This window comes from Thermus brockianus, from assembly GCF_001880325.1.
Lineage (GTDB): Bacteria > Deinococcota > Deinococci > Deinococcales > Thermaceae > Thermus > Thermus brockianus.
The window spans coordinates 1,968,427-1,995,203 of record NZ_CP016312.1 but is presented as its reverse complement, the minus strand read 5'-3'; the positions used below and the strand labels follow the sequence as shown (position 1 = coordinate 1,995,203).

The 26,777-nt window shown below is 68.4% G+C and carries 23 protein-coding genes, 1 tRNA gene, 1 pseudogene and 1 riboswitch; of the genes and pseudogenes, 11 read left to right on the top strand and 14 right to left on the bottom strand.

Annotated elements, in window-relative coordinates; all coding sequences use genetic code 11:
• Positions 1-4: 4 nt before the first annotated feature.
• Both A0O31_RS10765 and A0O31_RS10760 read right to left on the bottom strand, forming a co-directional pair.
• A complete protein-coding gene (locus A0O31_RS10765; RefSeq protein ID WP_071677840.1) occupies positions 5-1,495 on the bottom strand; it encodes a PhoU domain-containing protein in 1,491 nt (496 codons plus the stop codon).
• Between the two features lie 42 nt (positions 1,496-1,537).
• Positions 1,538-1,614: transfer RNA gene (locus tag A0O31_RS10760), tRNA-Pro, on the bottom strand.
• A 115-nt stretch (positions 1,615-1,729) separates the two neighbouring features.
• Positions 1,730-1,866, top strand: a riboswitch (SAM riboswitch).
• Positions 1,867-1,982: 116 nt separating this feature from the next.
• On the opposite strand from A0O31_RS10760, the gene A0O31_RS10755 reads away from it, so the two are divergent.
• Together A0O31_RS10755 and metX are read left to right on the top strand one after the other, a co-directional pair.
• Positions 1,983-3,248 carry an O-acetylhomoserine aminocarboxypropyltransferase/cysteine synthase family protein gene (locus A0O31_RS10755; protein WP_071677839.1) on the top strand — a complete coding sequence of 422 codons (1,266 nt, stop codon included), beginning with the start codon at positions 1,983-1,985 and terminating at the stop codon, positions 3,246-3,248.
• Positions 3,245-4,387: a homoserine O-acetyltransferase MetX gene (gene metX / locus A0O31_RS10750; RefSeq protein ID WP_071677838.1), complete on the top strand. Its 1,143-nt coding sequence runs from the start codon at positions 3,245-3,247 to the stop codon at positions 4,385-4,387. The genes A0O31_RS10755 and metX overlap by 4 nt, the downstream gene beginning before the upstream one ends.
• On the opposite strand, the pseudogene mnmE reads toward metX, so the two are convergent.
• The 9 genes and pseudogenes from mnmE to gap all read right to left on the bottom strand — a co-directional run bounded on the left by mnmE (position 4,388) and on the right by gap (position 13,926).
• Positions 4,388-5,688, bottom strand: a pseudogene (gene mnmE, locus A0O31_RS10745) (tRNA uridine-5-carboxymethylaminomethyl(34) synthesis GTPase MnmE). It abuts the gene before it with no gap.
• Complete coding sequence (hemL, locus tag A0O31_RS10740) at positions 5,688-6,962, bottom strand: glutamate-1-semialdehyde 2,1-aminomutase (RefSeq protein ID WP_071677837.1); 1,275 nt, start codon at positions 6,960-6,962, stop codon at positions 5,688-5,690. Before hemL ends, mnmE begins: the two are co-directional and overlap by 1 nt.
• Positions 6,963-7,002: 40 nt before the next feature.
• Positions 7,003-7,596, bottom strand: coding sequence for a CBS domain-containing protein (locus tag A0O31_RS10735; RefSeq protein WP_084720327.1), 594 nt, complete (start codon positions 7,594-7,596; stop codon positions 7,003-7,005).
• A gap of 201 nt (positions 7,597-7,797) precedes the next feature.
• A complete protein-coding gene (locus tag A0O31_RS10730; protein WP_071677835.1) occupies positions 7,798-8,793 on the bottom strand; it encodes an alpha-ketoacid dehydrogenase subunit beta in 996 nt (331 codons plus the stop codon).
• Positions 8,787-9,827 carry a pyruvate dehydrogenase (acetyl-transferring) E1 component subunit alpha gene (gene pdhA / locus A0O31_RS10725; protein WP_071677834.1) on the bottom strand — a complete coding sequence of 347 codons (1,041 nt, stop codon included), beginning with the start codon at positions 9,825-9,827 and terminating at the stop codon, positions 8,787-8,789. The genes A0O31_RS10730 and pdhA overlap by 7 nt, the downstream gene beginning before the upstream one ends.
• Positions 9,817-10,941: a pyridoxal phosphate-dependent aminotransferase gene (locus A0O31_RS10720; protein ID WP_071677833.1), complete on the bottom strand. Its 1,125-nt coding sequence runs from the start codon at positions 10,939-10,941 to the stop codon at positions 9,817-9,819. Before A0O31_RS10720 ends, pdhA begins: the two co-directional genes overlap by 11 nt.
• Positions 10,942-10,951: 10 nt before the next feature.
• A complete protein-coding gene (gene tpiA / locus A0O31_RS10715) occupies positions 10,952-11,704 on the bottom strand; it encodes a triose-phosphate isomerase (protein WP_071677832.1) in 753 nt (250 codons plus the stop codon).
• A gap of 56 nt (positions 11,705-11,760) precedes the next feature.
• Entirely contained in the window at positions 11,761-12,930 is a 1,170-nt protein-coding gene (locus A0O31_RS10710) for a phosphoglycerate kinase (protein WP_071677831.1), read from the bottom strand.
• Positions 12,931-13,926 carry a type I glyceraldehyde-3-phosphate dehydrogenase gene (gap, locus tag A0O31_RS10705; protein ID WP_071677830.1) on the bottom strand — a complete coding sequence of 332 codons (996 nt, stop codon included), beginning with the start codon at positions 13,924-13,926 and terminating at the stop codon, positions 12,931-12,933.
• 173 nt (positions 13,927-14,099) lie between these two features.
• On the opposite strand from gap, the gene A0O31_RS10700 reads away from it, so the two are divergent.
• The 8 genes from A0O31_RS10700 to A0O31_RS10670 are packed head-to-tail and all read left to right on the top strand — an operon-like array spanning position 14,100 to position 20,835.
• Entirely contained in the window at positions 14,100-14,705 is a 606-nt protein-coding gene (locus tag A0O31_RS10700) for a biotin transporter BioY (protein WP_071677829.1), read from the top strand.
• Positions 14,706-15,413: a carbon-nitrogen hydrolase family protein gene (locus tag A0O31_RS10695; protein ID WP_071677828.1), complete on the top strand. Its 708-nt coding sequence runs from the start codon at positions 14,706-14,708 to the stop codon at positions 15,411-15,413.
• Between the two features lies 1 nt (position 15,414).
• The gene (smpB, locus tag A0O31_RS10690; RefSeq protein WP_071677982.1) at positions 15,415-15,849 is read left to right on the top strand and encodes an SsrA-binding protein SmpB; all 435 of its coding nucleotides are present in this window, start codon (positions 15,415-15,417) and stop codon (positions 15,847-15,849) included.
• Positions 15,846-16,994: an N-acetylmuramoyl-L-alanine amidase family protein gene (locus tag A0O31_RS10685; protein WP_071677827.1), complete on the top strand. Its 1,149-nt coding sequence runs from the start codon at positions 15,846-15,848 to the stop codon at positions 16,992-16,994. The genes smpB and A0O31_RS10685 overlap by 4 nt, the downstream gene beginning before the upstream one ends.
• Before the next feature lie 2 nt (positions 16,995-16,996).
• Positions 16,997-17,494 carry a GerMN domain-containing protein gene (locus A0O31_RS10680; protein WP_071677826.1) on the top strand — a complete coding sequence of 166 codons (498 nt, stop codon included), beginning with the start codon at positions 16,997-16,999 and terminating at the stop codon, positions 17,492-17,494.
• Complete coding sequence (locus A0O31_RS10675) at positions 17,491-19,644, top strand: AAA family ATPase (RefSeq protein WP_237259007.1); 2,154 nt, start codon at positions 17,491-17,493, stop codon at positions 19,642-19,644. Before A0O31_RS10680 ends, A0O31_RS10675 begins: the two co-directional genes overlap by 4 nt.
• Positions 19,645-19,673: 29 nt before the next feature.
• Complete coding sequence (locus tag A0O31_RS13240; protein ID WP_237259006.1) at positions 19,674-20,519, top strand: AAA family ATPase; 846 nt, start codon at positions 19,674-19,676, stop codon at positions 20,517-20,519.
• The gene (locus A0O31_RS10670) at positions 20,509-20,835 is read left to right on the top strand and encodes a nucleoside triphosphate pyrophosphohydrolase family protein (RefSeq protein ID WP_071677825.1); all 327 of its coding nucleotides are present in this window, start codon (positions 20,509-20,511) and stop codon (positions 20,833-20,835) included. Before A0O31_RS13240 ends, A0O31_RS10670 begins: the two co-directional genes overlap by 11 nt.
• A gap of 280 nt (positions 20,836-21,115) precedes the next feature.
• Here the strand turns inward: A0O31_RS10670 and A0O31_RS10665 are convergent, their stop codons facing one another.
• On the bottom strand, positions 21,116-21,364 hold the full coding sequence (locus tag A0O31_RS10665) for a TFIIB-type zinc ribbon-containing protein (protein WP_071677824.1): 249 nt from the start codon (positions 21,362-21,364) through the stop codon (positions 21,116-21,118).
• Complete coding sequence (locus A0O31_RS10660) at positions 21,365-22,045, bottom strand: zinc metallopeptidase (protein WP_071677823.1); 681 nt, start codon at positions 22,043-22,045, stop codon at positions 21,365-21,367.
• Between the two features lie 253 nt (positions 22,046-22,298).
• Between A0O31_RS10660 and A0O31_RS10655 the strand changes: the two genes are divergently transcribed.
• Complete coding sequence (locus tag A0O31_RS10655) at positions 22,299-23,156, top strand: sulfurtransferase (RefSeq protein ID WP_071677822.1); 858 nt, start codon at positions 22,299-22,301, stop codon at positions 23,154-23,156.
• A 30-nt stretch (positions 23,157-23,186) separates the two neighbouring features.
• Here A0O31_RS10655 and metH read toward each other — a convergent pair whose 3' ends face one another.
• The gene (gene metH / locus A0O31_RS10650) at positions 23,187-26,741 is read right to left on the bottom strand and encodes a methionine synthase (RefSeq protein WP_071677821.1); all 3,555 of its coding nucleotides are present in this window, start codon (positions 26,739-26,741) and stop codon (positions 23,187-23,189) included.
• Between the last annotated feature and the right edge of the window lie 36 nt (positions 26,742-26,777).

Here is a 26,777-nt window from a genome sequence, read left to right as displayed (position 1 = left end):
TAGCTTAAAGCTCCAGGACCAGGCGGCAAAGCCTTTCCACCCCGCCCCCAAGCTCCTCCAGGGTGATGAGGAGGTCCAGGTGGGCCAAGGTGGTGGCCCGGCTCTCCGGCCTTCCCCCCTCGAGGCGGGCGAGGTGGGCCCGGCGCAAGCGGTCCAAAAAGGCCTCCAAGGCGGGGGCCTGCCGCAAGACCTCTTCCGCCAGGGCCTTTTCCCCCGCGCCCAAGGCGGCCGCCAGGAGCTCAAGCCGCTTTAGGACCTCCCTTAAGGCCTCCAAGAGGTCCTCCCGCCCCTCGGGGCTAAAGGTGAGCCCTTGTGCCCAAAGCCTTTCCGCCTGGCGCACAATCCGCCGCACCAAATCCCCCAGGTGCTCTAGCTCCGAGGCCATGACGAAAAAGCGCACCGCCCGCTCGTCCCTTGTCCGGGTGGAAAGTTCCGCCGTATAAAGGACCACCTCCCGGGTGAGGCGGTCCACCTTTTCCTCCAAGGGGACCAGGTCCGCCTCGCCCCCCTCCTCCTGGGCCAGGACCCTGACCGCCTGGGCCAGCATCCCCCGCACCGCATCCGCCACCCGGGCAAGCTCCCTTTGCACCAGGGCGAAGGCGAGGCCCGGCGTTTCCAGGGCCTCCTGGGAGAGGTACTTGGGGACGACGCCCCGCTTGGGGAAAACCCGCTCCGCTAAAGCGGCGTAGCGCCCCCCCAAGGGCAAGAAGCCCAAGGCGAAGGCGAGGTGGGCGAGGGCGTGAAACCCCACCACCCCCAAGGGGCTAAGCCACGGGAGGAGGAACCCAAGGGGCAAGGAAAGGAGGAAGCGGTGGGCGAGGAGCACCCCCCCAAGGGGCAAGGCCTCCCGCCTGCCCGCAAGGTAAGCCCAAAAGAGGGCCCCGGAAACCCCCACCCCCGCCCCCAGGACCAAGGCCATGGCCCCCTCCTGGCCCAGGGCCGGGGAAAGGGCCAAGGCCAAGGCCGCCACCCCGTTGGCCGTGGCGAGCAGAAAGGACAGGAGGAAGCCCAAAAGGTATAGGCCCAAGGGGCCTGGGTCCAACAGGACCAAAAAGGGCCTTAGGCCCTCCACCCCCTCTCCCATGCGCAAAAACCCTAAGAAAAGGAGCCCGACCCCGAGGAAAAAGAAGGCCACCCGGCGAAGGCCAGGCCATAGGAGAAAAGGGAGCCCGAGGACCAAGAAAGCCTCCGCCAACTCCCTCTGGGCCAAGGACACCACCCCCACCCAAAAGGCCGCCCCCGCCGTGGCGGCCAAGGAAAGGAGGGCGGCCTGCCCAAGGCCCAGCACCCCGCTTTCCACAAGCCCGAGGGCCAGGAGGGAAAACCCCGTGCCGCTTCCCGAAAGGAGCCCCAAGAAAAACCCGGCCCCCAGAACGCCCAAGGGATGGCCCATGGCCCGGGCCAGGAGGTGGCGCCTGGCCTTCAGGCCCGCAAGCCCCTCCCCCACCAAGTGGAGCCCCAGCAAAAGTAGGGCAAGCCCCGCCCAGAAGCCCACGCCCGGAGTATACGGAAAAGCCGGCCCTGAGGCCGGCCTTTCTGGTCGGGGAGACTGGATTTGAACCAGCGACCCCCTCGTCCCGAACGAGGTGCGCTACCGGGCTGCGCTACTCCCCGTAGCGGAAGCCAGTATAGGCCATGGAGGGGAAAAGGTCAAAGGGGTTGACGGGGGAGGCGGTTTTTCCTACACTGGCTCCTAACCGCGCCGGGGCGCGGCGAAAACCAGCCCGTTCTCTTATCCAGAGCGGTGGAGGGTACGGCCCTGTGAAGCCGCGGCAACCTCCTGCCCCTTCCGTTCCATAGCCGGAAACGGGCGGGGTTGGTGCCAACGCCGGCCCGGGCGGGGGAAACGCCCGGGGACGATAAGAGAGGGGGGTAAGCGCCACGCCCAACCCCTTCTTGGCGAGAGAACGGTCTTGCCGGGAAGGGGCTTTTTATGGCCCCTTCCAAGCGCCCCAGGCCGGGTCTTGGAAAGGAGGCCGAGGATGCGTTTTGAGACCCTGCAGCTCCACGCCGGTTACGAGCCGGAACCCACCACGCAAAGCCGCCAGGTTCCCATCTACCCCACCGCGAGCTACGTCTTCCAAAGCCCCGAGCACGCCGCCGATCTCTTCGCCTTGCGGGCCTTTGGCAACATCTACTCCCGCATCATGAACCCCACGGTGGACGTGCTGGAAAAGCGCCTCGCCGCCCTAGAAGGGGGAAAGGCGGCCTTGGCCACAAGCAGCGGCCACGCCGCCCAGTTCCTCACCCTCACCACCCTGGCCCAGGCGGGGGACAACATCGTCTCCACGCCGAACCTCTACGGGGGCACCTTCAACCAGTTCAAGGTGACCCTAAAGCGCCTGGGGATTGAGGTGCGCTTCACCTCCCGCAAGGAGCAGCCCGAGGAGTTCCTGGCCCTCACCGACGAAAGGACGCGGGCCTGGTGGGTGGAGTCCATCGGCAACCCCGCCCTGAACATCCCCGACCTCGAGGCCCTGGCCCAGGCGGCCCGGGAAGCCGGGGTGGCCCTCATCGTGGACAACACCTTCGGCATGGGGGGCTACCTCCTGAGGCCCCTGGAATGGGGGGCTGCCCTCGTCACCCACTCCCTCACCAAGTGGGTGGGGGGGCACGGGGCGGTGATCGCCGGGGCCTTGGTGGACGGGGGGGACTTCCCTTGGGACAACGGCCGCTATCCCCTCCTCACCGAACCCCAGCCGGGCTACCACGGCCTAAGGCTCACGGAGGCCTTTGGCGAGCTCGCCTTTATCGTCAAGGCCCGGGTGGACGGCCTCCGGGACCAGGGGCAGGCCCTGGGCCCCTTTGAGGCCTGGGTGGTCCTCCTGGGGATGGAAACCCTCTCCCTAAGGGCCGAGCGCCACGTGGAAAACACCTTGCACCTCGCCCACTGGCTCAAGGAACACCCCAAGGTGGCCTGGGTGAACTACCCGGGCCTCGAGGACCACCCCCACCACCCCAGGGCGGAGAAATACTTCCGGGGCAAACCCGGGGCGGTCCTCACCTTCGGCCACAAGGAGGGGTACGAGGGGGCAAAGCGCTTCATCTCCCGGCTAAAGCTCATCTCCCACCTGGCCAACGTGGGGGATACCCGCACCCTGGCCATCCACCCCGCCTCCACCACCCACTCCCAGCTCTCCCCCGAGGAGCAGGCCTTGGCGGGGGTTTCCCCGGAGATGGTGCGGCTCAGCGTGGGCCTGGAGCACGTGGAGGACCTCAAGGCCGAGCTAGAGGAGGCCCTGGCATGAGCGAGATCACCCTCGAGGCCTGGGGGGACCACGAGGCCCTCCTCCTCAAGCCGCCCCGCTCCCCCCTCTCCATCCCCCCACCCAAGCCCCGCACCGCCGTCCTCTTCCCCAGGCGGGAGGGGTTTTACACGGAGCTTGGGGGTTTCCTGCCCGAGGTGCGCCTACGGTTTGAAACTTACGGGAAGCTTTCCCGCAGGCGGGACAACGCCGTCCTCGTCTTCCACGCCCTCACGGGCAGCGCCCACCTGGCGGGCACGTACGAGGAGGCCACCTTCCAAAGCCTCTCCCCCCTGGAGCAGGCCTTCGGCCGCGAGGGCTGGTGGGATAGCCTCGTCGGCCCAGGCCGCATCCTGGACCCCGCCCTCTACTACGTGGTCTCCGCCAACCACCTGGGAAGCTGCTACGGCTCCACCGGCCCCCTCTCCCTGGACCCCCGCACGGGGAAGCCCTACGGCAAGGACTTCCCGCCCCTCACCATCCGCGACCTGGCCCGGGCCCAGGCCAGGCTTCTGGACCACCTGGGGGTGGAGCGGGCCACGGTGATTGGGGGAAGCCTCGGGGGGATGGTGGCCCTGGAGTTCGCCCTCATGTACCCCGAGCGGGTGAGGAAACTCGTGGTCCTGGCGGCGCCTGCCCGGCATGGCCCCTGGGCCCGGGCCTTCAACCACCTCGCCCGCCAGGCCATCCTCCAAGATCCCGAGTACCAGAAGGGCCACCCCGCCCCCAAGGGCATGGCCCTGGCCCGGGGCATCGCCATGATGAGCTACCGGGCCCCCGAGGGGTTTGAGGCCCGCTGGGGGGCTGAGCCCGAGCTTGGGGAAACCTACCTGGACTACCAGGGGGAGAAGTTCCTAAAGCGCTTCCACGCCGAAAGCTACCTGGTCCTCTCCCGGGCCATGGACACCCACGACGTGGGCCGGGGCCGGGGCGGGGTGGAGGAGGCCCTGAAGCGCCTCCGGTCCATCCCCTCCCTCTTCGTGGGGATTGACACGGACCTCCTCTACCCCGCCTGGGAGGTGCGGCAGCTCGCCCGCCTAGCCGGGGGGCGCTACCGGGAAATCAAAAGCCCCCACGGGCACGATGCCTTCCTCATTGAAACGGACCAGGTGGAGGAGATTTTGGAGGGCTTCCTGCCCTAGCTACTTGCCCACGCAGAAGTTCTGGAAAACCCGGGCCACCACCGCCTCCGCCACCTCGCCCCGGCCGCGGAGGGCGCTTAGGGCTTCCAGGGCCTCCTGTAGGGCAAGGCCCATGAGGTCCTGGGGCAGGGAGAGGGCCTCAAGAAGCCGCTCCCGCACCCGGTGAAGGGCCTCCACCTGCCTTTCGGTGAGGAGGAACTCCCCGCCCCCCTCCCCGAGGAGGGCCCAGTGGATGGCCTCCTTGAGCCGGTCCATCCCCTCCCCCGTGCGGCTGGAAACGGGGAGGAAGCCCGGGTCCTCCCAGAGGGGGGGCAGGTCCGCCTTGGTGGCCACCTTCAGGGTGCGCCCCCAGGGCAAAGGGGGCGGGGCAGGCTTGGGGGCAGAGCGGTCCACCACGTAGAGGATGAGGTCCGCCTCCTCGGCAATCCTCAGGGCCCGCTCCACCCCGGCCCGCTCCAAAGGGTCCTCCGTGTCCCGCACCCCGGCGGTGTCCACCGCCACCAGGGGGACGCCGAAAAGCTCCAGGGGGCCTCGAGGTAGTCCCGGGTGGTGCCGGGGATGGGGGAAACGAGGGCCCGCTCGTAGCCCAAAAGGGCGTTCAGGAGGCTACTCTTGCCGGCGTTGGGGGCCCCGATGAGGGCAAGGCGGGCCCCTTTCTGCGCCAACCGGGAGGCCCGGGCCTGGGCGAGGAGGCCCTCCACCTCCGCCGAGACCTCCCGGATGGTCCTTTCCGCCTCCAAGGGCTCCACCCCCTCCTCGGGGTAGTCCAAAAGGGCTTGGATGTGGGCGAGGAGGTCCAGAAGCCGGTTTTCCAGGGCCTCTATCCGGCGGGAAAAGGCCCCCTCCAGGGCCCTAAGGGCCTGCCTGCGGGCCAGGTCCCCTTCCGCCTCCACCAAGGCCAAGACCGCCTCCGCCTGGGCCAGGTCCAGCTTGCCGTTGAGGTAGGCGCGCAAGGTGAACTCCCCAGGCCCCGCCGGCCTCGCCCCCGCCCGGTAGAGGGCCTCGAGGACCCTCCGGAGCACCGCCGGGGAGCCGTGGGTGTGGAACTCCAAGGCGTCCTCCCCCGTGTAGGACCGGGGGGCGCGGAAGACGAGGAGAAGGGCCTGGTCCAGCACCTCCCCCGTCCCGGGGTCCACCACCTCCCCCAGGGTGAAGCGCCCCCCCTTTAGCCGCCTCGGGTCCTTCCCCCGCCACACCTTCGCCGCCACCTCCAAGGCCCCTTCCCCGGAGAGGCGCACCACCCCGATGGCCCCCTTCCCGGGCGGGGTGGCGATGGCGCAGATGGGGTCTCTGAGCCGCATCACAGGGCCTTTTCCACCGCCTCCAGGGTCTTCTCCACGTCCTCCTCCGTGTGCGCCAGGGAGAGGAAGGCCGCCTCAAAGTTGGAGGGCGGCCAGTAGACCCCCCGGTCCAGGAGGCTGTGGAAGAAGCGCTTGAAGAGCTCGGTGTCCGTGCGCTTGGCGTCCTGGAAGGTGACCACGGGGCCTTCGGTGAAGAACACGGTGAGCATGGAGCCCATGCGGTTCACGGCGTGGGGAATCCCCTTGGCGGAGAGGACCTGCTTTAGGCCCGCCTCCAGCCTGGCCCCAAGGGCCTCCAAGTAGGCGTAGGCGCCGGGGTTGCCCTCCAGAATCTCCAGGGTGGCGAGCCCCGCCGCCATGGCCAGGGGGTTCCCGGAAAGCGTTCCCGCCTGGTAGACGGGCCCCAAGGGGGCCACCTTCTCCAGGATCTCCCGCCTCCCGGCATAGGCGGCGGCGGGAAGCCCCCCGCCCAGGATCTTCCCCAGGGTGATGAGGTCGGGCTTTAGGCCGAGCCGTTCCGTGGCCCCACCGAAGGCCAGGCGGAAGCCCGTCATCACCTCGTCGGCGATGAGGAGAACGCCATGGCTTTGGGCCTCATGGAGGGCCTTGAGAAACTCCTCCGTGGGGACGAGGACCCCGGCGTTCCCCACCACAGGCTCAAAGATGATGGCGGCGATCTCCTCGCCTCGAGCCCTGAGGAGCTCCCTTAGCCCCTCGGGGTCGTTGTACTCCAGGACCAGGGTGAGCCTGGCGTACTCCTCGGGAACCCCGGCGCTGGAGGGCACGCCGAAGGTGAGGGCCCCCGAGCCCGCCTCCACCAAAAGGCCGTCGGCGTGGCCATGGTAGTTGCCCCGGAACTTCACCACGTACTTCCTGCCCGTGTACCCCCGGGCGAGGCGGATAGCGGACATGGTGGCCTCGGTCCCCGTGCTCACAAACCGCACCAGATCCACCCCCGGGTAGGCCCGCTTCACCGCCTGGGCCAGGGCCACCTCCAAGGGGTGCGGCGCCCCAAAGGTGAGCCCCTTCTCCGCCACCTCCTTCACCCGGGCCACCACCTCGGGGTGGGCATGGCCCAGGATGAGGGGGCCCCAGCTCATCACGTAGTCCAGGTAGCGGTTGCCGTCCGCATCAAAGACATACGCCCCCTCCCCCTTCACGAGGAAGACCGGGGTCCCCCCCACGGCCCTAAAGGCCCGCACGGGGCTGGATACGCCGCCAGGGATGTGGTTTTGCGCCTCGGCAAAAAGCCTTTGGGAAACGGAACGTTCCATCTCCCTTACTCTAGCGCTTCCCTCTGGAGAAAACCGGGTCCTAGGGCCAAAGCAGATGCAGGCCCGAGGCGAGAAAGTGCTGCCGCAAGGGTCTTGTGTCCAGGGCTCCCACCTGGAGGAGAAGCCTGAACCCAAGCCCTCCTGCCTCCGGATAGACGCGTAGGCCCACCAGGGGGGTGCGGGTGGCCCTCAAAGCCCGGAGAACGGCCGCAATCCCCTCCAGGTCAGGCACCAGGAGCTCCAGGCGGCTTGCCGGTGCTTGGGGGCGGAGGAAGGCCGCAAGACCCCGCAGGAGGTCATAGGCGGTAACCATGCCCCGAAGACGCCCCTCCTCCACCACCGGCATGCCCCCGATGCGGGCGCTCTCCATGCGAAAGGCCACCTCCTCCGGAGGCTCGTCAGGATGGGCCACGGGAAAGGTCTGGAGGAAGCGGCCTACCGGAGCCTGCGGATCCGCCCGTAAGTGCTTGGGAGCCCAAGGGGCCAGGAGCCAGCGGAGCTGGCGCTCCCCCAAAAGCCCCAAATAGCGCTTTCCCTCCACCACAGGCAGGTAGCGCACCCCCGTCTGCGCCATAAGGCGGTGGGCCTCCTCCAGGGACATCTGGGGCCCGGCCACCACCAGCTCGGTCCGCATCAGATCCTTAAGGAGCGGAGCGCTTACCGGCCCCCAATTCATGGCTTGATGATGGAATAGCGTTGGCCATATGTCAAGATACATCCTTACATTTAGCCATCACTATCTGTTCTTATAGCCAAACTTATGCGCAACATGGGCCTTTGCGCACACAAGAACAGTCGGGGAAGGCATTCATGCCTCCCTGGGGTTACGCCGAGCCTAGTGGGTGATCACCCGGCGCAAGGCTGCGAGAACCCTTTTAGCGTTGGGGCGGTAGAGGTGCTCAATGGCGCTAAAGGGCGGGTAAGGGGCGTCGTACCCCGCCACCCGCACCACGGGGGCCTCCAGGTAATCTATGGCCCCCTCGGCGATGCGGGCGGCGATCTCCGCCCCGAAGCCCCCGGTGCGCATGGCCTCGTAGACCACAACGGCCCGGCCCGTTTCCTTCACCGCCGAAAGGAGGGTGTCCTCGTCCAGGGGCACCAGGGTTTCCAGGTCCACCACCATGACCTCTACCCCTTCCCGCTTCGCCACCTCCGCCGCCTCCAACATCACCTCCACCATGCCCCCGTAGCCGATGAGGGTGGCGGCCTTTCCCTCCTTCAGGATGCGGGCCTTTCCCAAGGGAAGGGTGTAGTAGCCCTCCGGCACCTCGGCCCTAGAACCCCGGTACAGCTTGATGGCCTCGAGGAAAAACACGGGGTCCGGGTCCTCAATGGCGGCGAGGAGAAGCCCTTTCGCCCGTTCGGGGCTAGAGGGGATGACCACCTTCACCCCCGGGGTGTGGCAGAGGATGGCCTCCGGGGAGTCGGCGTGTTGCTCGGGGGTGTGCACGCCCCCGCCGTAGGGGGCCCGCACCACGAGGGGCAACCCCACCCGGCCCCGGCTGCGGTGCCGCCAACGCCCCAGATGGGAGAGGATCTGGTCCAAGGCGGGGTAGAGGAAGCCGGCGAACTGGATCTCCGCCACGGGGCGCATCCCGCCCATGGCCAGGCCGATGGCCATGCCCAGGATGCCGCTTTCCGCTAAGGGGGTGTCAAAGACCCGGTTTTCCCCGTACTTTTCCTGCAAACCCTCGGTGACGCGGAAAACCCCCCCAAGCCGCCCTACGTCCTCCCCGAAGACCAAAACCCGCTCGTCCCGGGCGAGGGCCAGGTCCAAGGCCTCGTTGATGGCCTGGACCAGGTTGAGGACGCGCGTCTTTTCCCTCACCATACCTCCTCCGCGTGCAGGCCGCGGCGCAAGGCCTCCCAGGCCCGTTTTTGGTCAGGCCCCATCTCGGCGTAGACGTGCTCCACGATCTCCTCGGGCCGGGGCTCGGGGACGCTATCCGCCAGGGCGAGCTCCCTTTGGAACTCCTCCTCCAATTCTTGGAGGAGCACCCCCTCCTTCTCCGCGTCCCATAGCCCCCTTTCCTCCAAAGCTTTCCGCAGGCGCAAAACGGGGTCTTTCCGCCGCCAGGCCTCCTCCTCCTCCTTGGAGCGGTAGCGGGAGGGGTCATCGGAGGTGGTGTGGGGGGCAAGGCGGTAGGTGAGGGCCTCGAGGAGGGTAGGCCCCTCCCCTCTCCGCGCCCGCTCCACCGCCTTCTTGGCCTCCAGGTAGACGGCCAGGGCGTCGTTCCCGTCCACCACCACCCCGGGCATCCCGTAGCCCTCGGCCCTTTGGGCGATGTACTCCACCCGCATCTGGCGGGCTTTAGGGACGCTGATGGCGTAGCCGTTGTTCTGCACCAGGAAGACCACCGGGGCCCGGAAGACGGCGGCGAAGTTGAGCCCCTCGTGGAAGTCCCCCTCGCTCGTCCCCCCGTCCCCGATGCTCGTGGCCACCACCCAGTTCTCCCCCCGGTAGCGGCCCGCCAGGGCGAGGCCCACCGCCTGCGGGATCTGGGTGGCGATGGGGATGTAGGGGTTCACCGCCCGCACCCCTTCAGGGAAACGCCAACCGGCGGGGTGCGCCCGCCAGTAGAGGATGAGGGTGTGGATGGGAAGCCCCCGGGTGAGGAGCAGGGCGCTTTCCCGGTAACTGGGCACCACCCAGTCCCCCTCCCCCAGGGCCAAGCCCACCCCCACCTGGGCCGCCTCCTGCCCCATGAAGGGAGGGTAGACCCCAAGCCGCCCCTGGCGTTGCAGAGTTAGGGCCTTCTCGTCAAAAAACCGGGCCCGCCGCATGGCCCGGTAGAGGGCGAGGGCCTCCTCCGCCCCCACGGGGAACTCCCCCTTCTCCAGGTACTGGACCACTTTAAGTTTCACGGGGGGAGTTTACCACACGGGAAAGGCGGTCCAGGGCCAGGGAAAGCTCCTCTTCCGTCTTGCAGAAGGCGAAGCGGAAGAGGTCCTTGGGGGGGTCCTGGAGGTAGAAGGCGGCGGCGGGGATAAGGGCCACCCGTGCCTCCCGCACGAGCCAGAAAGCGTCCAGACCGGGAAGCTCGGCCATGAGGAAATAGGTCCCCTCGGGGAGGAAAACCCTAAGCCCCAAGGCCTTGAGGCCCTCCGCCAAGAGGTCCCGCCGCCTTTTATAACTTTGCCGCAAGGCCTCGTAGTACCCCTCCCCCCGGGCCACCCTCAAGGCCTCCGCCACCCCCGCCTGCAAGGGGGTGGGGGCGGAAAAGCTCGTCCACTGGCGCATTCCCGCCAGGGTGGGCATGAACTCGGGCGGCCCCACAATCCAGCCCACCCGGTAGCCCGTGGCCTCGAGGCGCTTCCCCGCACTTCCCACGGTGAAGGTGCGCTCGGGGGCAAACTCCCTAAGCCGCCTGGGCCGCTCCCCGAAGTAGAGCTCGTCGTAGACCTCGTCGGAGATGAGGAAGAGCCCGTGCCTCCGGGCCAGTTCCGCCACCGCCCTGAGCTCCTCCTCCCGGAAAACCAGGCCCGTGGGGTTCATGGGGGCGTTGAGGAGGAGGGCCCGGGTCCTTGGGGTAAGGGCCCTTTCCAGGGCGGCGAGGTCCAAACGGAAGCCCTCCGGGGTGAGGTGGAGGCGCACGAGCCGCGCCTCGCCCCCCGCCAGGAAGGCGTCGGGCAGGTAGACGTCAAAAAAGGGCTCCAGGACCACCACCTCCTCCCCAGGCCCCACCAGGCTTTGGAGGAGGACATAGAGGGCCTCCGTGGCCCCCGAGGTCACCACCACCGCCTCCGGCACCACCCCAAACTCCTCCGCCAAGGCCTCCCGCAAAGGGGGAAACCCCGCCGGGGGGGCGTACTGGTCGTACCGCCCCAAGGCCCGCCCCACCGCCTCGAGGAGGAAGGGGGGCGGGGGGTTGGTGGGGAAGCCTTGTCCTAGGTTCACCGCCCCGAGCTCCCTCGCCAGGGCGCTCATCTTGGGGAAGATGCTCTCCTTGGCCGCTTGGGTCCGGGGGTGGAGCCGCATAAATATGAGTTTAGCCCGCCAGGCGCAGGAGGGCGAGGAAACTCTCCAACTCCAGGCTCGCCCCGCCCACCAACCCCCCGTCCACGTTGGGCATGGAGAGGAGCTGGGCGAAGTTCGTGGGGTTCACGCTCCCCCCGTAGAGGATGCGCACCCGCATGGCGAACCCTTCCCCGTAGCGCTCCGCCAGGGCCTGGCGGATGGCCCGGTGCATGGCCTCGGCGTCCTCGGGGGTGGCGTTCTTCCCGGTGCCGATGGCCCAGACGGGCTCATAGGCGATGACCAGGGCGTCTGGGGAAGGGGGTTCCACCCCTTCCAGGCTTCCCTGGAGCTGGGCCAGGGTATAGGGCACCGCCTCCCCCTTTTCCCGCACCGCCAGAGGCTCCCCCACGCAGAGGATGGGGGTGAGGCCTTCCTCCAAAAGCCTCCTCGCCTTTTCCGCCACCAGGGCGTCCGTCTCCCCGTGGTAGCGCCGCCTTTCCGAGTGGCCCACGATGGCGTAGCGGCACCCCAGATCGGCGAGCATCCGGGCCGAGACCTCCCCCGTGTAAGCCCCCTCCCGGTGGGCGGAAACGTCCTGGGCCCCGTAGGCCACCTGGCTCCCCGAAAAGACCTCCTTGGCGGCGGGGAGCATGGGGTAGGCGGGGAGGAGGGCTACCTCCGACTGCAAGGGGGGAAGGAGCCGCTTGAGCTCGGCGAACCATACCCGGGCCTCCGAAGGGACCTTGTGCATCTTCCAGTTGCCCGCCACCAGTACCCGGCGCATGGGGCCATCATAACGAAAACCCCGCCCCCTTTAGAGGGGGCGGGGTGGTGGCCAACCTACTCCAGGACCTCAATCCCGGGGAGCGTGCCCTTTTCCAAGTACTCCAGGCTGGCCCCGCCCCCGGTGGACACGTGGCCAAACCGCTCCTTAAGGCCCAAGCGGTTCACCGCCGCCACGGAGTCGCCCCCGCCCACCACGGTGAAGGCGCCCTCGAGGGCGGCGATGGCCCGGCCCACGCCCAAGGTCCCCTGGTCAAAGGGGGGCACCTCAAAGACCCCCATGGGCCCGTTCCAGAAGACTGTGCGCATCCCCTTTAGGGCCTCGGCGAAGGCCTCCTGGGTCTTGGGGCCGATGTCCAAGCCCATGTAGGGCACGGGGATGGCGTCCGCAGGGAAAACCCGGGTCTCCACCCCGGCCGCTATCTCCGTGGCCGCCACCACGTCCTGGGGAAGGTAAACCCGGACGCCCAAGCCCTCCGCCCGCTTGAGGAGGTCGCGGGCCAGGTCCAGCCGGTCCTCCTCCACCAGGCTCTTCCCCACCTCGCCCCCTAAGGCCTTGAGAAAGGTAAAGGCCATGGCCCCACCGATGAGAAGCCGGTCAATGCGGGGAAGGAGGCTTTCAATGACCCCGATCTTGTCGGAAACCTTGGCCCCGCCCAAGACCACGGCGTAGGGCCGCTCGGGCTCGTGGAGGAGGCGGGAGAGGGCCCGCACCTCCTTCTCCATGAGGAAGCCGGCGTAGGCGGGCAGAAGCCGCGCCACCCCCACCACGCTGGCGTGGGCCCGGTGGGCGCTCCCGAAGGCGTCCAGGACAAAGGCGTCCCCAAGCCGGGCGTAGCGGGCGGCGAGCTCAGGGTCGTTCTTCTCCTCCCCCGGCTCAAAGCGGACGTTTTCCAGGAGGGCCACTTCCCCTGGCCCCAAGGACCGCACCGCCTGGTAGGCCTCCTCCGAGCCCGGGCTATGGGGCACGAAGCGCGCCCCCGGGAGGTGGCGGGCCAGGGCCTCGGCCACCGGGGCCAGGGAGTACTTGGGGTCAGGCCCCTTGGGCCGGCCCAGGTGGGAGAGGAGGACCAAGGAAGCCCCCCCTGCGAGGAGGTGGCGCAGGGTGGGGAGGCTTTCTTGGATGCGGGTTTCGTCCTGGACCACCCCGTTTTCGATGGGCACGTTGTAGTCCACCCGCACCAAGACCCGCTTCCCCTTGGGGTCCAACTGGCGCAGGGTGCGCATCTAGACCCCCTTCTTCAGGACGAGCTCCACCAGGTCCGCCACCCGGTTGGCGTAGCCCCACTCGTTGTCGTACCAGGCGAAGACCTTCACCAGGTTGCCGATGGCCTTGGTGAGCTTGCCGTCCACGATGGAGGAGTGGGGGTCCATGACGATGTCCTGGAGGACGATCTCGTCCTCCGTGTAGGCGAGGATGCCCTTCAAGGGCCCTTCCGCCGCGGCCTTGAGGGCGGCGTTCACCTCCTCCACCGTCACCTCCCGCTTGAGGAGGGCGGTGATATCGGAAATGCTCCCCGTGGCCGTGGGCACCCTTAGGGCGGTGCCGTCAAACCGCCCCTTGAGGGAGGGCAGGACCAAGGCGGTGGCCTTGGCCGCCCCCGTGGTGGTGGGGATGATGTTAATGGCGGCGGCCCGCGCCCGCCGCAGGTCCTTGTGGGGCAGGTCCAAAAGCCTTTGGTCGTTAGTGTAGGAGTGGACCGTGGTCATGAGGGCCTTCTCCACGCCAAAAGCCTCCTCCAGGACCTTCATCACGGGGGCCAAGGAGTTGGTGGTGCAGGAGGCGTTGGAGAGGATGTGGTGCTTGGCGGGGTCGTAGGCCTCGTGGTTTACCCCCATGACGATGGTGATGTCCTCTCCCTTGGCGGGGGCGGTGATGATGACCTTCTTGGCGCCGGCCTCGAGGTGGGCCTTCGCCTTGTCAGCATCGGTGAACACGCCGGTGGACTCCACCACCACGTCCACCCCCACCGCCTTCCAGGGGATTTCCCTGGGGTCCTTGAGGGCGGTGGCCCGGATGGCCTTGCCGTCCACGTAAAGGTTTTCCTCGTCGTAGCCCACCTCGCCCGGGAAGCGGTGGTAGACGGAATCGTACTTCAAAAGGTGCGCCAGGGTGCGGTTATCGGTAAGGTCGTTGATCAGGGCCACCTCCACGCCCCGGGTGTGCAGGATGCGGAAGACCTGGCGCCCGATGCGGCCGAACCCGTTAATCCCTACCTTCATGGTTCACCTCCTATATGGAAGCCCTTCCACCCTCACCACCCCACCGCAAGCGGCGTGGGAGGCCAAGGGGAAGAAGGCACGGCTCCAGTATACCCCTAGATCCTTAAGCCTCCCGGCCCGCACCTTTAAGGCCTTGACATGTAAACCACGGGAGCGTAGTTTGGTTGACGACTATGAAGACGGAAGCCCTAAGCTACACCCCTCTGGCCAAAACCCTCTGGCCCAAGCGCACCCTGGCCCGCGACCTAAGCCTGGTCCTGGCGGGAAGCCTCTTCGTGGCCCTCACCGCCCAGGTGGCCATCCCCCTCCCCTTCACCCCGGTGCCCCTCACCCTCCAGACCCTGGGCATCCTCCTGGTGGGGGCAACCCTGGGGAGCCGGCTCGGCTTCCTGGCCCTCTTGGCCTACCTCCTGGAGGGGGCCATGGGGCTTCCCGTCTTCGCCGGGGGTACGGGGGGGCTCGCCCGAATCCTCGGGCCCACGGGAGGGTTCCTTCTCGCCTTCCCCCTGGCGGCGGGTCTTGTGGGGCTTTTGGTGGAGCGGTTCGGCCTGGACCGGAGCTTCCTCGGCACCCTTCTCGCCATGCTCGCGGGCAATGCCCTCCTCTACCTGGTGGGCCTTCCCTGGCTTGGCGCCTGGCTTCTGGGCGCGGGCAAGTTCACGGGGTTGGGAGGGGTCTTGGCCATGGGGCTTTTCCCCTTCATCCCCGGCGACCTGGTGAAGGCAGTGCTCGCCGCCCTGCTCCTGCCCACAGCCTGGCGCTTCCTGGGCCGGCGGTAGATGCGCCTCGCCCTGGCCCACCTTTCCAAGCGGGATAGCCCGAAGGAGCTCCTTAAGGCCCTCCACCCCCTGGCCCGGGAGGCGCGGGCCGAGGGGGCGGGGCTTTTGCTCCTTCCCGAGCTCATCCTGGGCAAGCGGGAAGCGCCCGGGCTCCCCCAAGCCCTCGAGGACCTGGCGGGGGAGGTGGGCCTAAGGGTGGCGGTAGGCCTCCTCCTAGAAGGGCAAAACCGCCTCCAGGTCTTCCCCCAAGGCCCCGCTTACGCCAAGGTCCACCTCTACCTGACGCCGGAGGAGGAGGGGGACGAGGGGCTCCGCCCAGGGGATGGTCCCGTGCCCCTGGCGCACGAGGGGCGCGCCTTCGGCCTCGCCCTCTGCTACGATCTGGACTTCCCCGAACTCTTCCGGGCCTACGCCCTCGGGGGCGCCCAGGCCTTTCTGGTGGGGGCTGCCTGGCCCGGGGCCTACGCCGACCTCATGGAGGTCCTGGCCCGGGCCCGGGCGGCGGAGAACCAGGCCTACCTCTTCTTGGCGAGCCGGGCGGACACGGGAAGCCCAAGCCTCTTCGTGGGCCCCGACGGCCGGGTCCTCGGGCGGAGGGAGGAGGAAGGCCTCCTCCTCGCCGAGCCCGATTGGGGTTTCCTCGAGGCCTACCGGGCCCGCTATCCCCTCCTCAGGCACCGCCGGGAAGGGGCCTACCGCCTCTGGTAAGATAGCCCCTGTGCTGGAGAACCGCCGGGCGCGGCACGACTACGAGATCCTGGAGACCTACGAGGCGGGCCTGGTCCTCAAGGGAACGGAGGTGAAGTCCCTAAGGGCGGGAAAGGTGGACTTCACCGGGAGCTTTGCCAAGTTTGAGGATGGGGAGCTTTACCTGGAAAACCTCTACATCGCTCCCTACGAAAAGGGCTCCTACACCAACGTGGATCCCCGCCGCAAGCGCAAGCTCCTCCTCCACCGCCACGAGCTCAACCGCCTGCGGGGCAAGGTGGAGCAGAAGGGGCTTACCCTGGTTCCCCTGAAGATCTACTTCAACGAGCGGGGCTACGCCAAGGTTCTCCTGGGCCTCGCCCGGGGCAAGAAGGCCTACCAGAAGAAGGAAGACGACAAAAAGAAGGCGGTGCGCCGCGCCTTGGAGGAGCTATGAGGCTTTGGGCCTTGGCCCTCTTCGCCGCCTTGGCCTTCGCCCAGGCGCCCAAGCCCCTCAAGGCGGGAAGCCTCACGGGGGAGGCCCTTTACCCCGGGGGGCGGGGGGTGGCCTACGGCCCCGCCCGCCTGGTGGCCCAGGGCCTAGGGCTTGCCCTTTGGCAAGGGGAGGGCCGCCTGGCCTTAGGCCTCGGAAGCCGGCAGAAGACCTTCCCCATCCTGGACCAGGAGGCCCAGGCCGCTTCCCGGATGGCCGCCTGGCGGCGGGGAAGGGAGGTCTACGTGCCCCTCCGCCCCCTGGCCGAGGCCCTCGGCCTCACCTACCGGGCCCAGGAGGGCATTCTCCTGGAACTTCCCTGGGCGGACCTCCTGGGCGTGGAGCGGGAGAATAGCCGGCTCATCCTCCGCTTCTCCCGGGAGGTGAACGCCCTAAGGCGGGAGGGCGGGGTGCTCTTCCTCTGGGCGAGAGGCGCTTCGGGGGGCCTGCGCCAAGAGGCCTTGGGCCTCTTCCTCCCCCTGGACACCCCCCCTGGCCGCCTCTACTACCCCGGGGGAGGCCAGGTGGCCCTGGAGTGGGGCCCCTTACCCAAGGCCAAGCCCCTGGTCCTCCTGGACCCCGGGCACGGGGGCGAGGACCGAGGGGTGGACCTCGGAGGGCTCTGGGAAAAGGACCTCACCCTGGACCTGGCCCGCCGTGTGGCCGCCCGGCTCCCGGGTAGCCGCCTGACCCGCACCAAAGACGAGACCCTTCCCCTCCAGGCCCGCCTAGCCCAGGCCCAGGGCGCCGCCGTGCTCGTCTCCCTTCACGCCACCCGGGGAAACGTTTTAAACCTTTACCTCCCCAAGGACCGCACCCTACCCGTGGCGCAAAACGCCGAGCACCTCCTGGCCACCGCCCCCACGGAGCAAGCCTTCCTGCTAAAGGCCTTTGCCGGTGATCCCCGCCGCCTCACCCGGGCCCTGGAAAGCGCCTTTTCCAGCCTAGGCCTGGTCCTGGCGCGGGCGGAAGGGCCCTATGCCCTCACGGACCTACCGGGGGCAGCGGTCCTCTTGGAAGTCGGCGTAGACCGCCTCAAAAACCCGCAAGACCGTGAGGCCCTGGCCGAGGCCATCGCCCGGGGCATCCAAGCCTACCTGGAGGAGTGAGCGTGCGTGGGTTCTTGACCTTCTGGAACGTGCTCGGGCTCCTCGCCTTCTCCCTGGGGGCCTTCGTTTACTGGAAAAGCACCGGGAAAGAGACCACGGGGGCCTTGCCCCTGCCCTCGGAAAGCGAGGCAAGGGCCAACACCCTTACCCTGGTCCTCCACCGCCCCGACCCACCCCAAGGCTTCGTGAAGGAAGCGGAAACGCTCAGCCTCGCCCCCGGGGAAAGCCCGGAAGGCCGGGCCCTCGCCGCCTGGGCCGAGGCTACCCAGTCCCCTAGGCCGAGGGCCCTCTTCCGCTTAGGCCAGGCGTTGGTGGTGGACCTGCCCGGCAATTTTGCCCAAGGGCTAGACGCCACCGGGGAGGTTTTCCGGCTCTACAGCCTGGCCTACACCCTTCTCGCCACCTTCCCCGAGGCGGAAGAGGTGCGCTTCCTGGTGGAGGGGAAGCCCACCCCCGGCCTGGCCCACCTGGACCTGCAAAAGCCCATCCGCCTGCCATGACCGAAGCCTGGCGCATAGACCGCTTGACCCTCCAAGGGTTTAAGTCCTTCGCCGAGCGCACTACCCTGGACTTCCCCGACCCCGTCACGGGCATCATCGGCCCCAACGGCTCGGGCAAAAGCAACCTGGTGGAAGCCCTGCGCTTCGTCACCGGAGCCCGGGCCCAGGAGCTCAGGGGCCAGGAGCTCGCCGCTTTCCTCTTCCACGGGGCGGAGGGCCGCCCGCCTTTGGGGTTTGCCGAGGTGCGGCTGGAGCTTTCCCGGGGGAAGGAGCGGCTGGTGGTGGAAAGGCGCTTGGAAGGCGACCGCACCTTCCTCAAGGTGAACGGCCGCCCGGCCAGCGCCAAGGCCTTGGCCCTCGCCCTCGCGGGCACCGGCCTAGGCCGGGGCGGGTACGCCATCGTGGGCCAAGGGGAGATCGGGGCGCTGTTGGAAGCCCCCGAGGAGGTGCTCCTCGCCCACCTGGAGGAGGCCGCCGGGCTTAAGCCCGTGGCCGAGGCGGCCAAGGCGGCGGAGGAGCGGCTTAAGGAGGCCTCGGCCCTCCTGGAAGAGCGGGAGGCAGGCTTGGAGCGCCTAAAAGCGGAGGTAAGCCGGCTCCAAGGGGAAGCGGAGCGGGCGGCCCGGGCCCGCGCCTTGGACCTGGAGGCCCTGAGGCTTCGGCGCAGCGTCCTCCTGGCCCGCATGGAGGAGGCCAGGGCGGAGATGGCCAAGGCCGAGGCCCGCCTGGAGGAGCTGGCGAAGGAGGAAGCCCTCCTGAAGGAGGCGCAAAGAGGGCTTAAGGAACGCCAAGAAGCCGTCCACGCCGAGGAGGAGGCCTTACGGCGCCGGCTTGAGGAGGTACGCCTCCTCCTCAAGGAGCGGGAGGGGCTTCAGGCGGAAGAACGGGAGCTTTCCCGGATCCTCAAGGCCCTGGACCGGCCGCCCCCGGAAGACCCTGGCCCCCCCGTGCCCGCCCCGCCCCTAAGCGCCAAGGAGGTCCGGGCCCGCCTGGCCCGCCTCAAGGCGGAGGAGGAGCGGCTCTTAGGGGAAAAACGCCGCTTAGAGGAGGCTTGGCGCCGCCACGAGGCCGAGGCCGCCCGCTATGAGGAGCGCCTACGGCAACACCAGGAAGCCCTGGCGGAGCGGGAGCGGCTCCAAGCGGAGCTTGCGGAAAGGGAGGAAGCCCTGGCCCAGCTAAAGGAAGCCTGGGAAAAGCGTAGGGCGCTGGAGGCCCAGTTGGAGGAGGCCAAGGCCCAGCTCCGGGCCGCCTCCCGGGAGCGGGAACGCCTAAGCCGCCTCCTGGAAGCGGGGGTGGACCTGCACGAGGGCCCCAAGCGGGTGCGGGGGCTAAGGGGAATCCTTGGGGTGGTGGCGGACCTGGTGCGGCCCGAGCCCGGGCTGGAAGTGGCCTTGGAGGTGGCCCTAGGTCCGAGGCTCCAGTGGGTCTTGGCCCAGGACGAGGAGGCGGCCAAAGCGGCCATCGCCCTCCTCAAGCGGGAAGGGGGTAGGGCCACCTTCCTGCCCCTTACCCTCCTCAACCCACCCCCCGCCCCCAACCCCAAGCCCGTCCCCGGGCTCCTCGGCCCCGCCTACCGCCTGGCCTCCTTGCGCGCCCCTGGGCTTCCCGCCGAGGCCATCCTCCTCGCCCTTCTGGGGGATACCCTGGTCTTCGCCGACCTGGAGGCCGCTTTGGCCTACCGCCGCGCCGGGGGCCGGGAGCGGCTCGTGACGCGGGAGGGCGAGGTGCTGGAGCGCCTGGGAGCCCTCACCGGGGGGCGGGTCAAGGGAGGTGGGGAAACCCTCCTCTTGCGCCGCCGCCTCGAGGACCTGGCCGAGGAGGAGACCCGGCTCCGGGAGCGCATAAACGCCCTGGAGGAGGCCCTGAAGCCCCTTCCCTCCGGCCAGGCCCTCGCCGAAGCCCAGGCCAGGGTGGCGGCCCTCCAGGCAAGGCTCAAGGCCCCCCTTCCCCCCGCCCCCAAGCCCCCCACCCCCCCGAGGCCACCTGGGACGAGGGGAGGCTCAAGGCCCTGGCAGAGGAGCGGCAGGCCCTGGAGGGGCTCCTGGCCCAGGCGGAAGCCCACGAGCGCTGGCGCCTCCTGGCCGAGGCCCACGCCGCATGGCAGAAGGCGGCGGCGGAGGCAGCCCGGGTCAGAGAACGCCTCGCCGAGCTAAAGGGGCGCCTTCAGGCCACCCTGCCCCTCTTGGAGGAAGCCAAGGCCCTGGAAGCTCAACGGGCCAAGCTCAGGCAGGAGCACCAAGCCCTTCAGGAAAAGGAGGCCCGCACCCTCACCCAGGCCAACCGCCTCCTGGCCGAACGGGAAAACCTCCGCCTCCTCCTCGCCAGGCGGGAGGCCACCCTGGAGGAGCTCGCCCGGGAACTCGCCGCCCTGCCGGAAGCGGAGAGGATACCGGGCTCCCCAAGAGCGCTCCAGGCCCGCCTGGCCCAGGTCCTAAGGGAGCGGGAAAGCCTGGGTCCCGTGAACGCGCTGGCCGAGCGGGAGCTAGCGCCCCTTAGGGAGGAGCTCGCCCGCCGCGAACGGGAGGTGGTGGAGGCCAAGGAAGCCCTCTTGCGCCTAGAGGGGGAAACAAGGGCGGTGGAAAAGGCCTACGCCGAGCGCCTAAAGGAAAGCTTCCTCCGCTTCCAGGAGGCCTTCCGCACCCAGGCCCTGGCCCTCCTGGGGGCCCAGACGGAGGTGAGGCGGGAAGGGCGGGGGCTAAGGCTCCTCCTGGTGCCCCAGGGCAAGCGCACCCAGGACCTCCGCCTCCTTTCCCTGGGGGAGAAGACCCTAGGCGCCCTAGCCTTTCTCTTCGCCCTAGGGGAGCTCCAAGGGGGGCTTCCCCTGGCGGTGCTGGACGAGGTGGACGCTGCCCTGGACGAGGCCAACCTGCTCCGCTTCGCCCGGTTTTTGGCCTCGGGGCGCCAGTTCATCCTCGTCACCCACCAAAAGCGCACCATGGAGGCCTGCCACGCCCTCTACGGCGTCACTGCCGAGAGGGGCGTGAGCCGGGTGTACGCCATCCGCAAGGAGGTGGCCCATGACCCTTGACGCCTACCAGGAAGAGGCCAAGAAGACCGCCCTCTACCCCGAGGCCTACCGCCTCCTCTACCCCACCCTGGGCCTGGCGGGGGAGGCGGGGGAACTGGCCAACAAGGTGAAAAAGGTCCTCCGCGACCACGGGGGAACCCTTACCCCAGAGACCCGGGAAGCCCTCCTACAGGAACTTGGGGACGTGCTCTGGTACGTGGCCCAGGTGGCCACGGACCTGGGGGTGAGCCTCGAGGCGGTGGCCCAGGCCAACCTGGAAAAACTCCGCTCCCGCCAGGCGCGGGGGAAGCTTTCCGGGTCAGGGGATAACCGCTAGGGAAAACCCCTCCAGCCCAAGGGTTCCCCAAGCCCCCTCGGGGGCCACCCCGGCTTTCCGACCCTCAAAGGGAAGGAGGTGGGCCTCTTCCGCTACCCTTTGCGTGCACCCCGACACCCCTGGGCATCTGGGTAAGCCTGGCCTCTTCAACCCCCTCGCCACCCGCTGCGAGCTAAGGGCGGAGGAGGCCCCAAGGGATGCGCACGCCACCCCCCACCGTACCTGCGGGGCGGAGAAAAGGGAAAACCCCTGGGCATGCACCTTCCCAGGGGGCTTCTCCCTAGTCAAAGAGGTCAAAGAACTCCAGGAAACCCTTCTTCTTTTTGTAGGGCTTCCCTTCCTTGCGGTAGTAGGCCTCCCGCTCCTCCTCGTAGGCCCTCTCCACCGCCCGGGCCTCGGCGAGGAGCTTCTCCAGCTCCCCCCGGTCCAGCCACACCCCCCCGCACTGGGGGCAGACGTCTATGAGCACCCCCCGGCGCTCCACCTCCTTCATGCCCACGCCGCACTGGGGGCAGAGGAGAAGGGGCATCTACTCCTCCCTCCGCCCCATGAGGAGGCTGGCGTAGTAGAGGATGGTGGCCAAGGAGCTGGCCAAGGCCGCCACGTAGGTCAGGGCCGCCCAGGTGAGCACCTGCCGCGCCGGGCCCATCTCCCGGGCGTCCAGGAACCCCATGCGCCTTAGGAAGTCCAGGGCCCTCCGGGACGCATCAAACTCCACGGGCAGGGTGATGAGCTGGAAGAGGGCCACCGCCAGGTAGAGGTAAAGCCCAAGCTTGGCCAAGCCTAGGGCCCCCACCATGAGGCCGAGCACCACCAGGATGGGCCCCAGGTTGCTCCCCAGGCTCGCCGCCGGCCAGAGGCTCGCCCGCACCCTGAGCCAGGCGTAGCCCTGGGCGTCCTGCACCGCATGCCCCACCTCGTGGGCCGCCACCGCCAGGGCAGCAAGGCTTGGGGAAGCGTAGTTGGGCTCGGACAGCCGCACCGCCTTGGCACGGGGGTCATAGTGGTCCGTCAAGGCCCCGGGCACGGGCTCCACCCGCACGTGGGTGAGCCCGTGGGCATCCAGGATGGCCCGGGCCACCTGGGCCCCGGTCAGCCCCCGGCTGTTGGCCACCCGGGCAAAACGGGCAAAGGTGGCCTGCAAGCCCCCTTGAATGGCTAAGCTAGCCACGAAGACCAACGCCATGAGCGCGATTGCCAGTAGGTCCATGCCTTACCTCCTTGCGGGGTGTAGCAAAAACCGAGGCCACCTTTTAGGTGGTCTCGCCATGCGCCCAAAGCGCCCCAGCCGACCGGGGAAACCTCCCGTACTGACGACCGGCTGGCCCCCGACTAGGGGCGGCTACTCCCCGCAGGTACCTTTATACCAAACCCCGCCTCGGGAAACAAGGAGATTGCGGAAATTGTGTCCCCCGTTCTTTACCTTCAGACGCTCAAGGGTATATTGGGGGCGGGAGGTGCCTATGGGATACGCGCATCCGGAAGTTCTGGTCAGCACCGAATGGGTGCAGGCGCACCTGGAAGACCCTAACGTGCGGATCCTCGAGGTGGACGAGGACATCCTCCTCTACGACACGGGCCACATCCCGGGGGCGCAGAAGATTGACTGGCAAAGGGACTTCTGGGACCCGGTGGTGCGGGACTTCATCGGCGAGGAGGCGTTCGCCCGGCTCATGGAGCGGCTCGGCATCTCCAACGACACCACCGTGGTCCTCTACGGCGACAAGAACAACTGGTGGGCCGCCTACGCCTTCTGGTTTTTCAAGTACAACGGGCACAAGGACGTGCGCCTCATGAACGGGGGGCGGCAGAAGTGGGTGGAGGAGGGCCGGCCCCTCACCACCGAGGTGCCGAGCTTCCCCCCGGGCCGCTACGAGGTGCCCTACCGGGACGAGTCTATCCGCGCCTACCGGGACGACGTGCTGGAGCATATCCTCAAGGTCAAGGAGGGGAAGGGGGCATTGGTGGACGTGCGGAGCCCGGAGGAGTACCGGGGGGAGCTCACCCACATGCCCAACTACCCGCAGGAGGGCGCCCTGCGCGCCGGGCATATCCCCGGGGCCAAGAACATCCCCTGGGCCAAGGCGGTGAACCCTGACGGCACCTTTAAGAGCGCCGAGGAGCTAAGGGCCCTCTACGAGCCCTTGGGCGTAAGCAAGGATAAGGACGTGGTGGTCTACTGCCGCATCGCCGAGCGCTCCAGCCACTCCTGGTTTGTTCTCAAGTACCTTCTGGGCTACCCCCGTGTGCGGAACTACGACGGCTCCTGGACAGAGTGGGGCAACCTGGTGGGGGTGCCCATCGCCAAGGGCGAGGAGTAAAGGGAGGCCCCGGGGTACCCCGGGGCCCTTTCAGTCCACGCTGAAGTAGCGGGCCTCGGGGTGGTGGACCACCAGGGCGCTGGTGGCGTGCTCGGGGTCCAGTTGGAAGTTCTCCGTAAGCTGCACGCCGATGCGGGCAAAGCCCATGAGCCGGTCCAGCTTGGCCTGGTCCGCAAGGTCGGGGCAGGCAGGGTAGCCGAAGGAGTAGCGGGCCCCCTGGTAGCCCTGTTGGAAGAGCTTGGGGATCTCCGTGGCGTCCTGGCCGGCGATACCCCACATCTGCCGCATGCGCTTGTGCCAGTACTCCGCCAAGGCCTCCGTCATCTCCACGGCGAAGCCGTGGACGAAGAGGTAGTCCTGGTACGCCCCGCTCTCAAAGAGGGCCCGCGCCTTCTTCCCCGGCTCCTCCCCCATGGTCACGAGCTGCACCCCAAGCACATCCCGGGCCCCTTCCTCAAAAGCGGGAAGCCACGCCTCCTCGTCGCCTAAAGGTGGGGCATGGCGGGGGCGGAAGTAGTCCACTAGGCTCAGCCCCCCACCCCGTTGCCGGGGAAAGCGGAAGCGCTCCAGGACCTCCCCCGTCTCGGGCGAATAGACCCAAAGCTCCTCCCCCTCGCGGGCCACGGGGAAGAAGCCATAGAGGACACGGGGCCGAAGCCACCCCTCCTCCCTCGCCTCCTTGAGGAGGCGGCGGAAGACGGGCTCCGCCTCCCGCTCCACCAGGGCCTGCCACTCCTCCCGGCCCATGCCCTTGCGGCTATACCCCCACTGCCCCCGGTAAAGGGCGAGCTTGTTCACGTAGTGGGCGATGGTGGCCAGGTCCAGGTTCTCCTCCACCCGCACGCCGAAGAAGGGGGGGCGGGGGATGGCAGGGGGGTCGCCCACGGGCTTGGGGCGGGCCTCCACCCGGGGCGCCTCCCGCTTGGGCCGGGTAGGCGCCTTCCGGGTGAGCTCTGGAGAGGCGTGGCCCGTGAGCTCCTCCATGAGCCTTAGGCCTTCAAAGGCGTCCTCGGCGTAGTAGACCTTGGGGTAGATGGCCCGAAGCTCCTCCTCCACGAAGCTCCGGGTGAGGGCCGCCCCGCCCAGGATGACGGGGAGGGTGTAGCCCCTGTCCCGCATGTACTCCAGGTTCTCCTTCATCACCTGGGTGCTCTTTACCAAAAGACCCGACATGCCCACGGCGTGGGGCTTGTGCTCCTCCACCGCCCTTAGGATCTCCTCAATGGGCACCTTGATGCCCAGGTTGATCACCTGGTAGCCGTTGTTGGTGAGGATGATGTCCACCAGGTTCTTGCCGATGTCGTGCACGTCCCCCTTCACCGTGGCCAGGATCATCCGGCCCTTGCCCGCACCCCGCTTTTCCATGTGGGGTTCCAGGTGGGCCACGGCCCTTTTCATCACCTCGGCGGCCTGGAGGACAAAGGGAAGCTGCATCTTCCCCGCCCCAAAGAGCTCCCCCACCTCCTTCATGCCCGCAAGGAGGGGGCCGTTGATGAGGTCTAGGGGCTTATGCCCCTCCCTCAGGGCCTCCTCCAGGTCCGCCTCGAGGCCCACCTTCCTCCCCTCCACCACCCGCCGCTTGAGCCTCTCCAGGAGGGGCAGGGCCTGGAAAGCGTCCTCCTTTTGGGCCAGGTCCTCTTGGTGGGCCTCAAAATAGGCGATGAAGGCCATGAGGGGGTCATAGCCTTCCCGCCTGCGGTCATGGATGAGGTCCAGGGCCAAGGCGTAGGCCTCCTCGGGGATCTGGGCGATGGGGAGGATCTTCCCCGCATCCACGATGGCGGCGGTGAGGCCCCGCTTCCTGGCCTCGTCCAGGAAGACGGAGTTGAGGACCCGCCGGGCCCTGGGCTTCAAGCCGAAGGAGACGTTGGACACGCCCAGGATGAACCCCACGCCGGGAAGCCTCTCCCGTAGCTCTTCCAGGGCCAGAAGGGTTTCCTTGGCCAAAGGGCGGCTTTCCTCGTCCCCTTGGGTGATGGGGAAGGTGAGGAGGTCAAAGAGGAGGTCCTCCGGGCGGAGGCCGTGGTGCTCCGTGAGCCGCTCGTACATGCGCAAGGCCACCCGGACCTTCTCCTCCCGGGTCTTGGCCATGCCCTTCTCATCAATGGCCAGGACCACCAGGGCCGCCCCGTGGGCCTTGGCCAAGGAGGCCACCCGGTCAAACCGCTCCAGGCCGTCCTCCAGGTTGGCGGAGTTCAGGAGGACCCGGCCCGGCAGGTACTTGAGGGCAAGCTCCATGGCCTCGGGGGAGGTGGAGTCCACCATAACGGGCACGGTGGCGGCGGTGGCGAGGCCGGGGAGGAGCCACTTTAGGTCCTCAAGCTCGTCCCGGCCCGTCCAGGCCACGGAGAGGTCCAGGGCGTGGGCCCCCTCCGCCACCTGCTCCTGCGCCAGGGCCAGGATGCCCTCGAGGTCCTTCGCAAAGAGCATCTCCCGGAAGCGCTTGCTCCCCGTGGCGTTCAGCCTCTCGCCCACCAGGAAAAGGCTCGTCTCCTGCCGAAGAGGCACCGCTTGGTAGAGGGAAGCCACCTGGGGCGGGAAGGCCTTGGGCCGCTCCCTAACGGGGAACCCCTTGACCGCCTCCGCCACCTTGCGGATGTGCTCGGGCCCCGTGCCGCAACACCCCCCCACGGCGTTCACCCCGTACTCCAGGACGAACTTGCGGTGCCAGCGGGCAAGCTCCTCGGGGGTGAGGTCGTAGGCCACCTTCCCCCCCTCGTTCCGCGGCAGGCCGGCGTTGGGCAGGCAGGCCACGAACCGGGTACTGTGCTCCGCGAAGTAGCGCACCTTGCTGTCCATGAGGTCGGGGCCCGTGGCGCAGTTCATGCCCACCACGTCCACGGGCAGGCTCTCCAAAGCGGCCAAGGCCGCCTGCTCGTCCGTGCCCACGAGGAGGGTCCCCGTGGCCTCAAAGGTCACCTGGACCTGCAAGGGCACCTCCCGGCGCAGCTCGGCCATGGCCTCCCGCGCCGCCAAAACGGCGCAGCGCACCTGGAGGATGTCCTGGGCCGTTTCCAAAAGAATCAGGTCCACCCCGCCCCGAAGCAACCCCCGCACCGCTTCCTTGTAGGCGGCGAAGAGCTCGTCCCAGGAGATCTGGCCCAAGGAGATGAGCTTGGTCCCCGGGCCCAGGGCCCCCGCCACAAAGGCCCCACAGGGCTCCGCCACCTCCTTGGCAAGCCTAGCCCCCAGGTAGGCGAGCGCCTCCGCCTCCTCCCCTAGCCCGTACTCCGCCAGCACGTGCCGCAAGGCGCCAAAAGTGTTGGTTTCAATCACCTCGGCCCCGGCCTCGAGGTAGGACCGGTGGATTTCCCGCACCACCTCGGGCCGGGTGCGGTTGAGCACCTCGGGGCAGCCGAAGTAGGCCTCCCCCCCGTAGTCCTCGGGGGCGAGGTCCCTCTTTTGCAGCTCGGTGCCCATGGCCCCGTCAAAGACCACGGGGCGCTCCAGGAGGGCCCTTAGGTAGGGGAACTTCTTGGCCCGGGCCTCCTTGTTGTAGCCCAGGCGCACCAAGGGCGCATCCCCCCACCCTGCCCCCCCCAGGTGGTGGCGGCAACCAGGACTGCAGGCGTGGACCTCCACCATATCCCGCTAGTGTAGCCAAAATGGAGGGGCTATGCT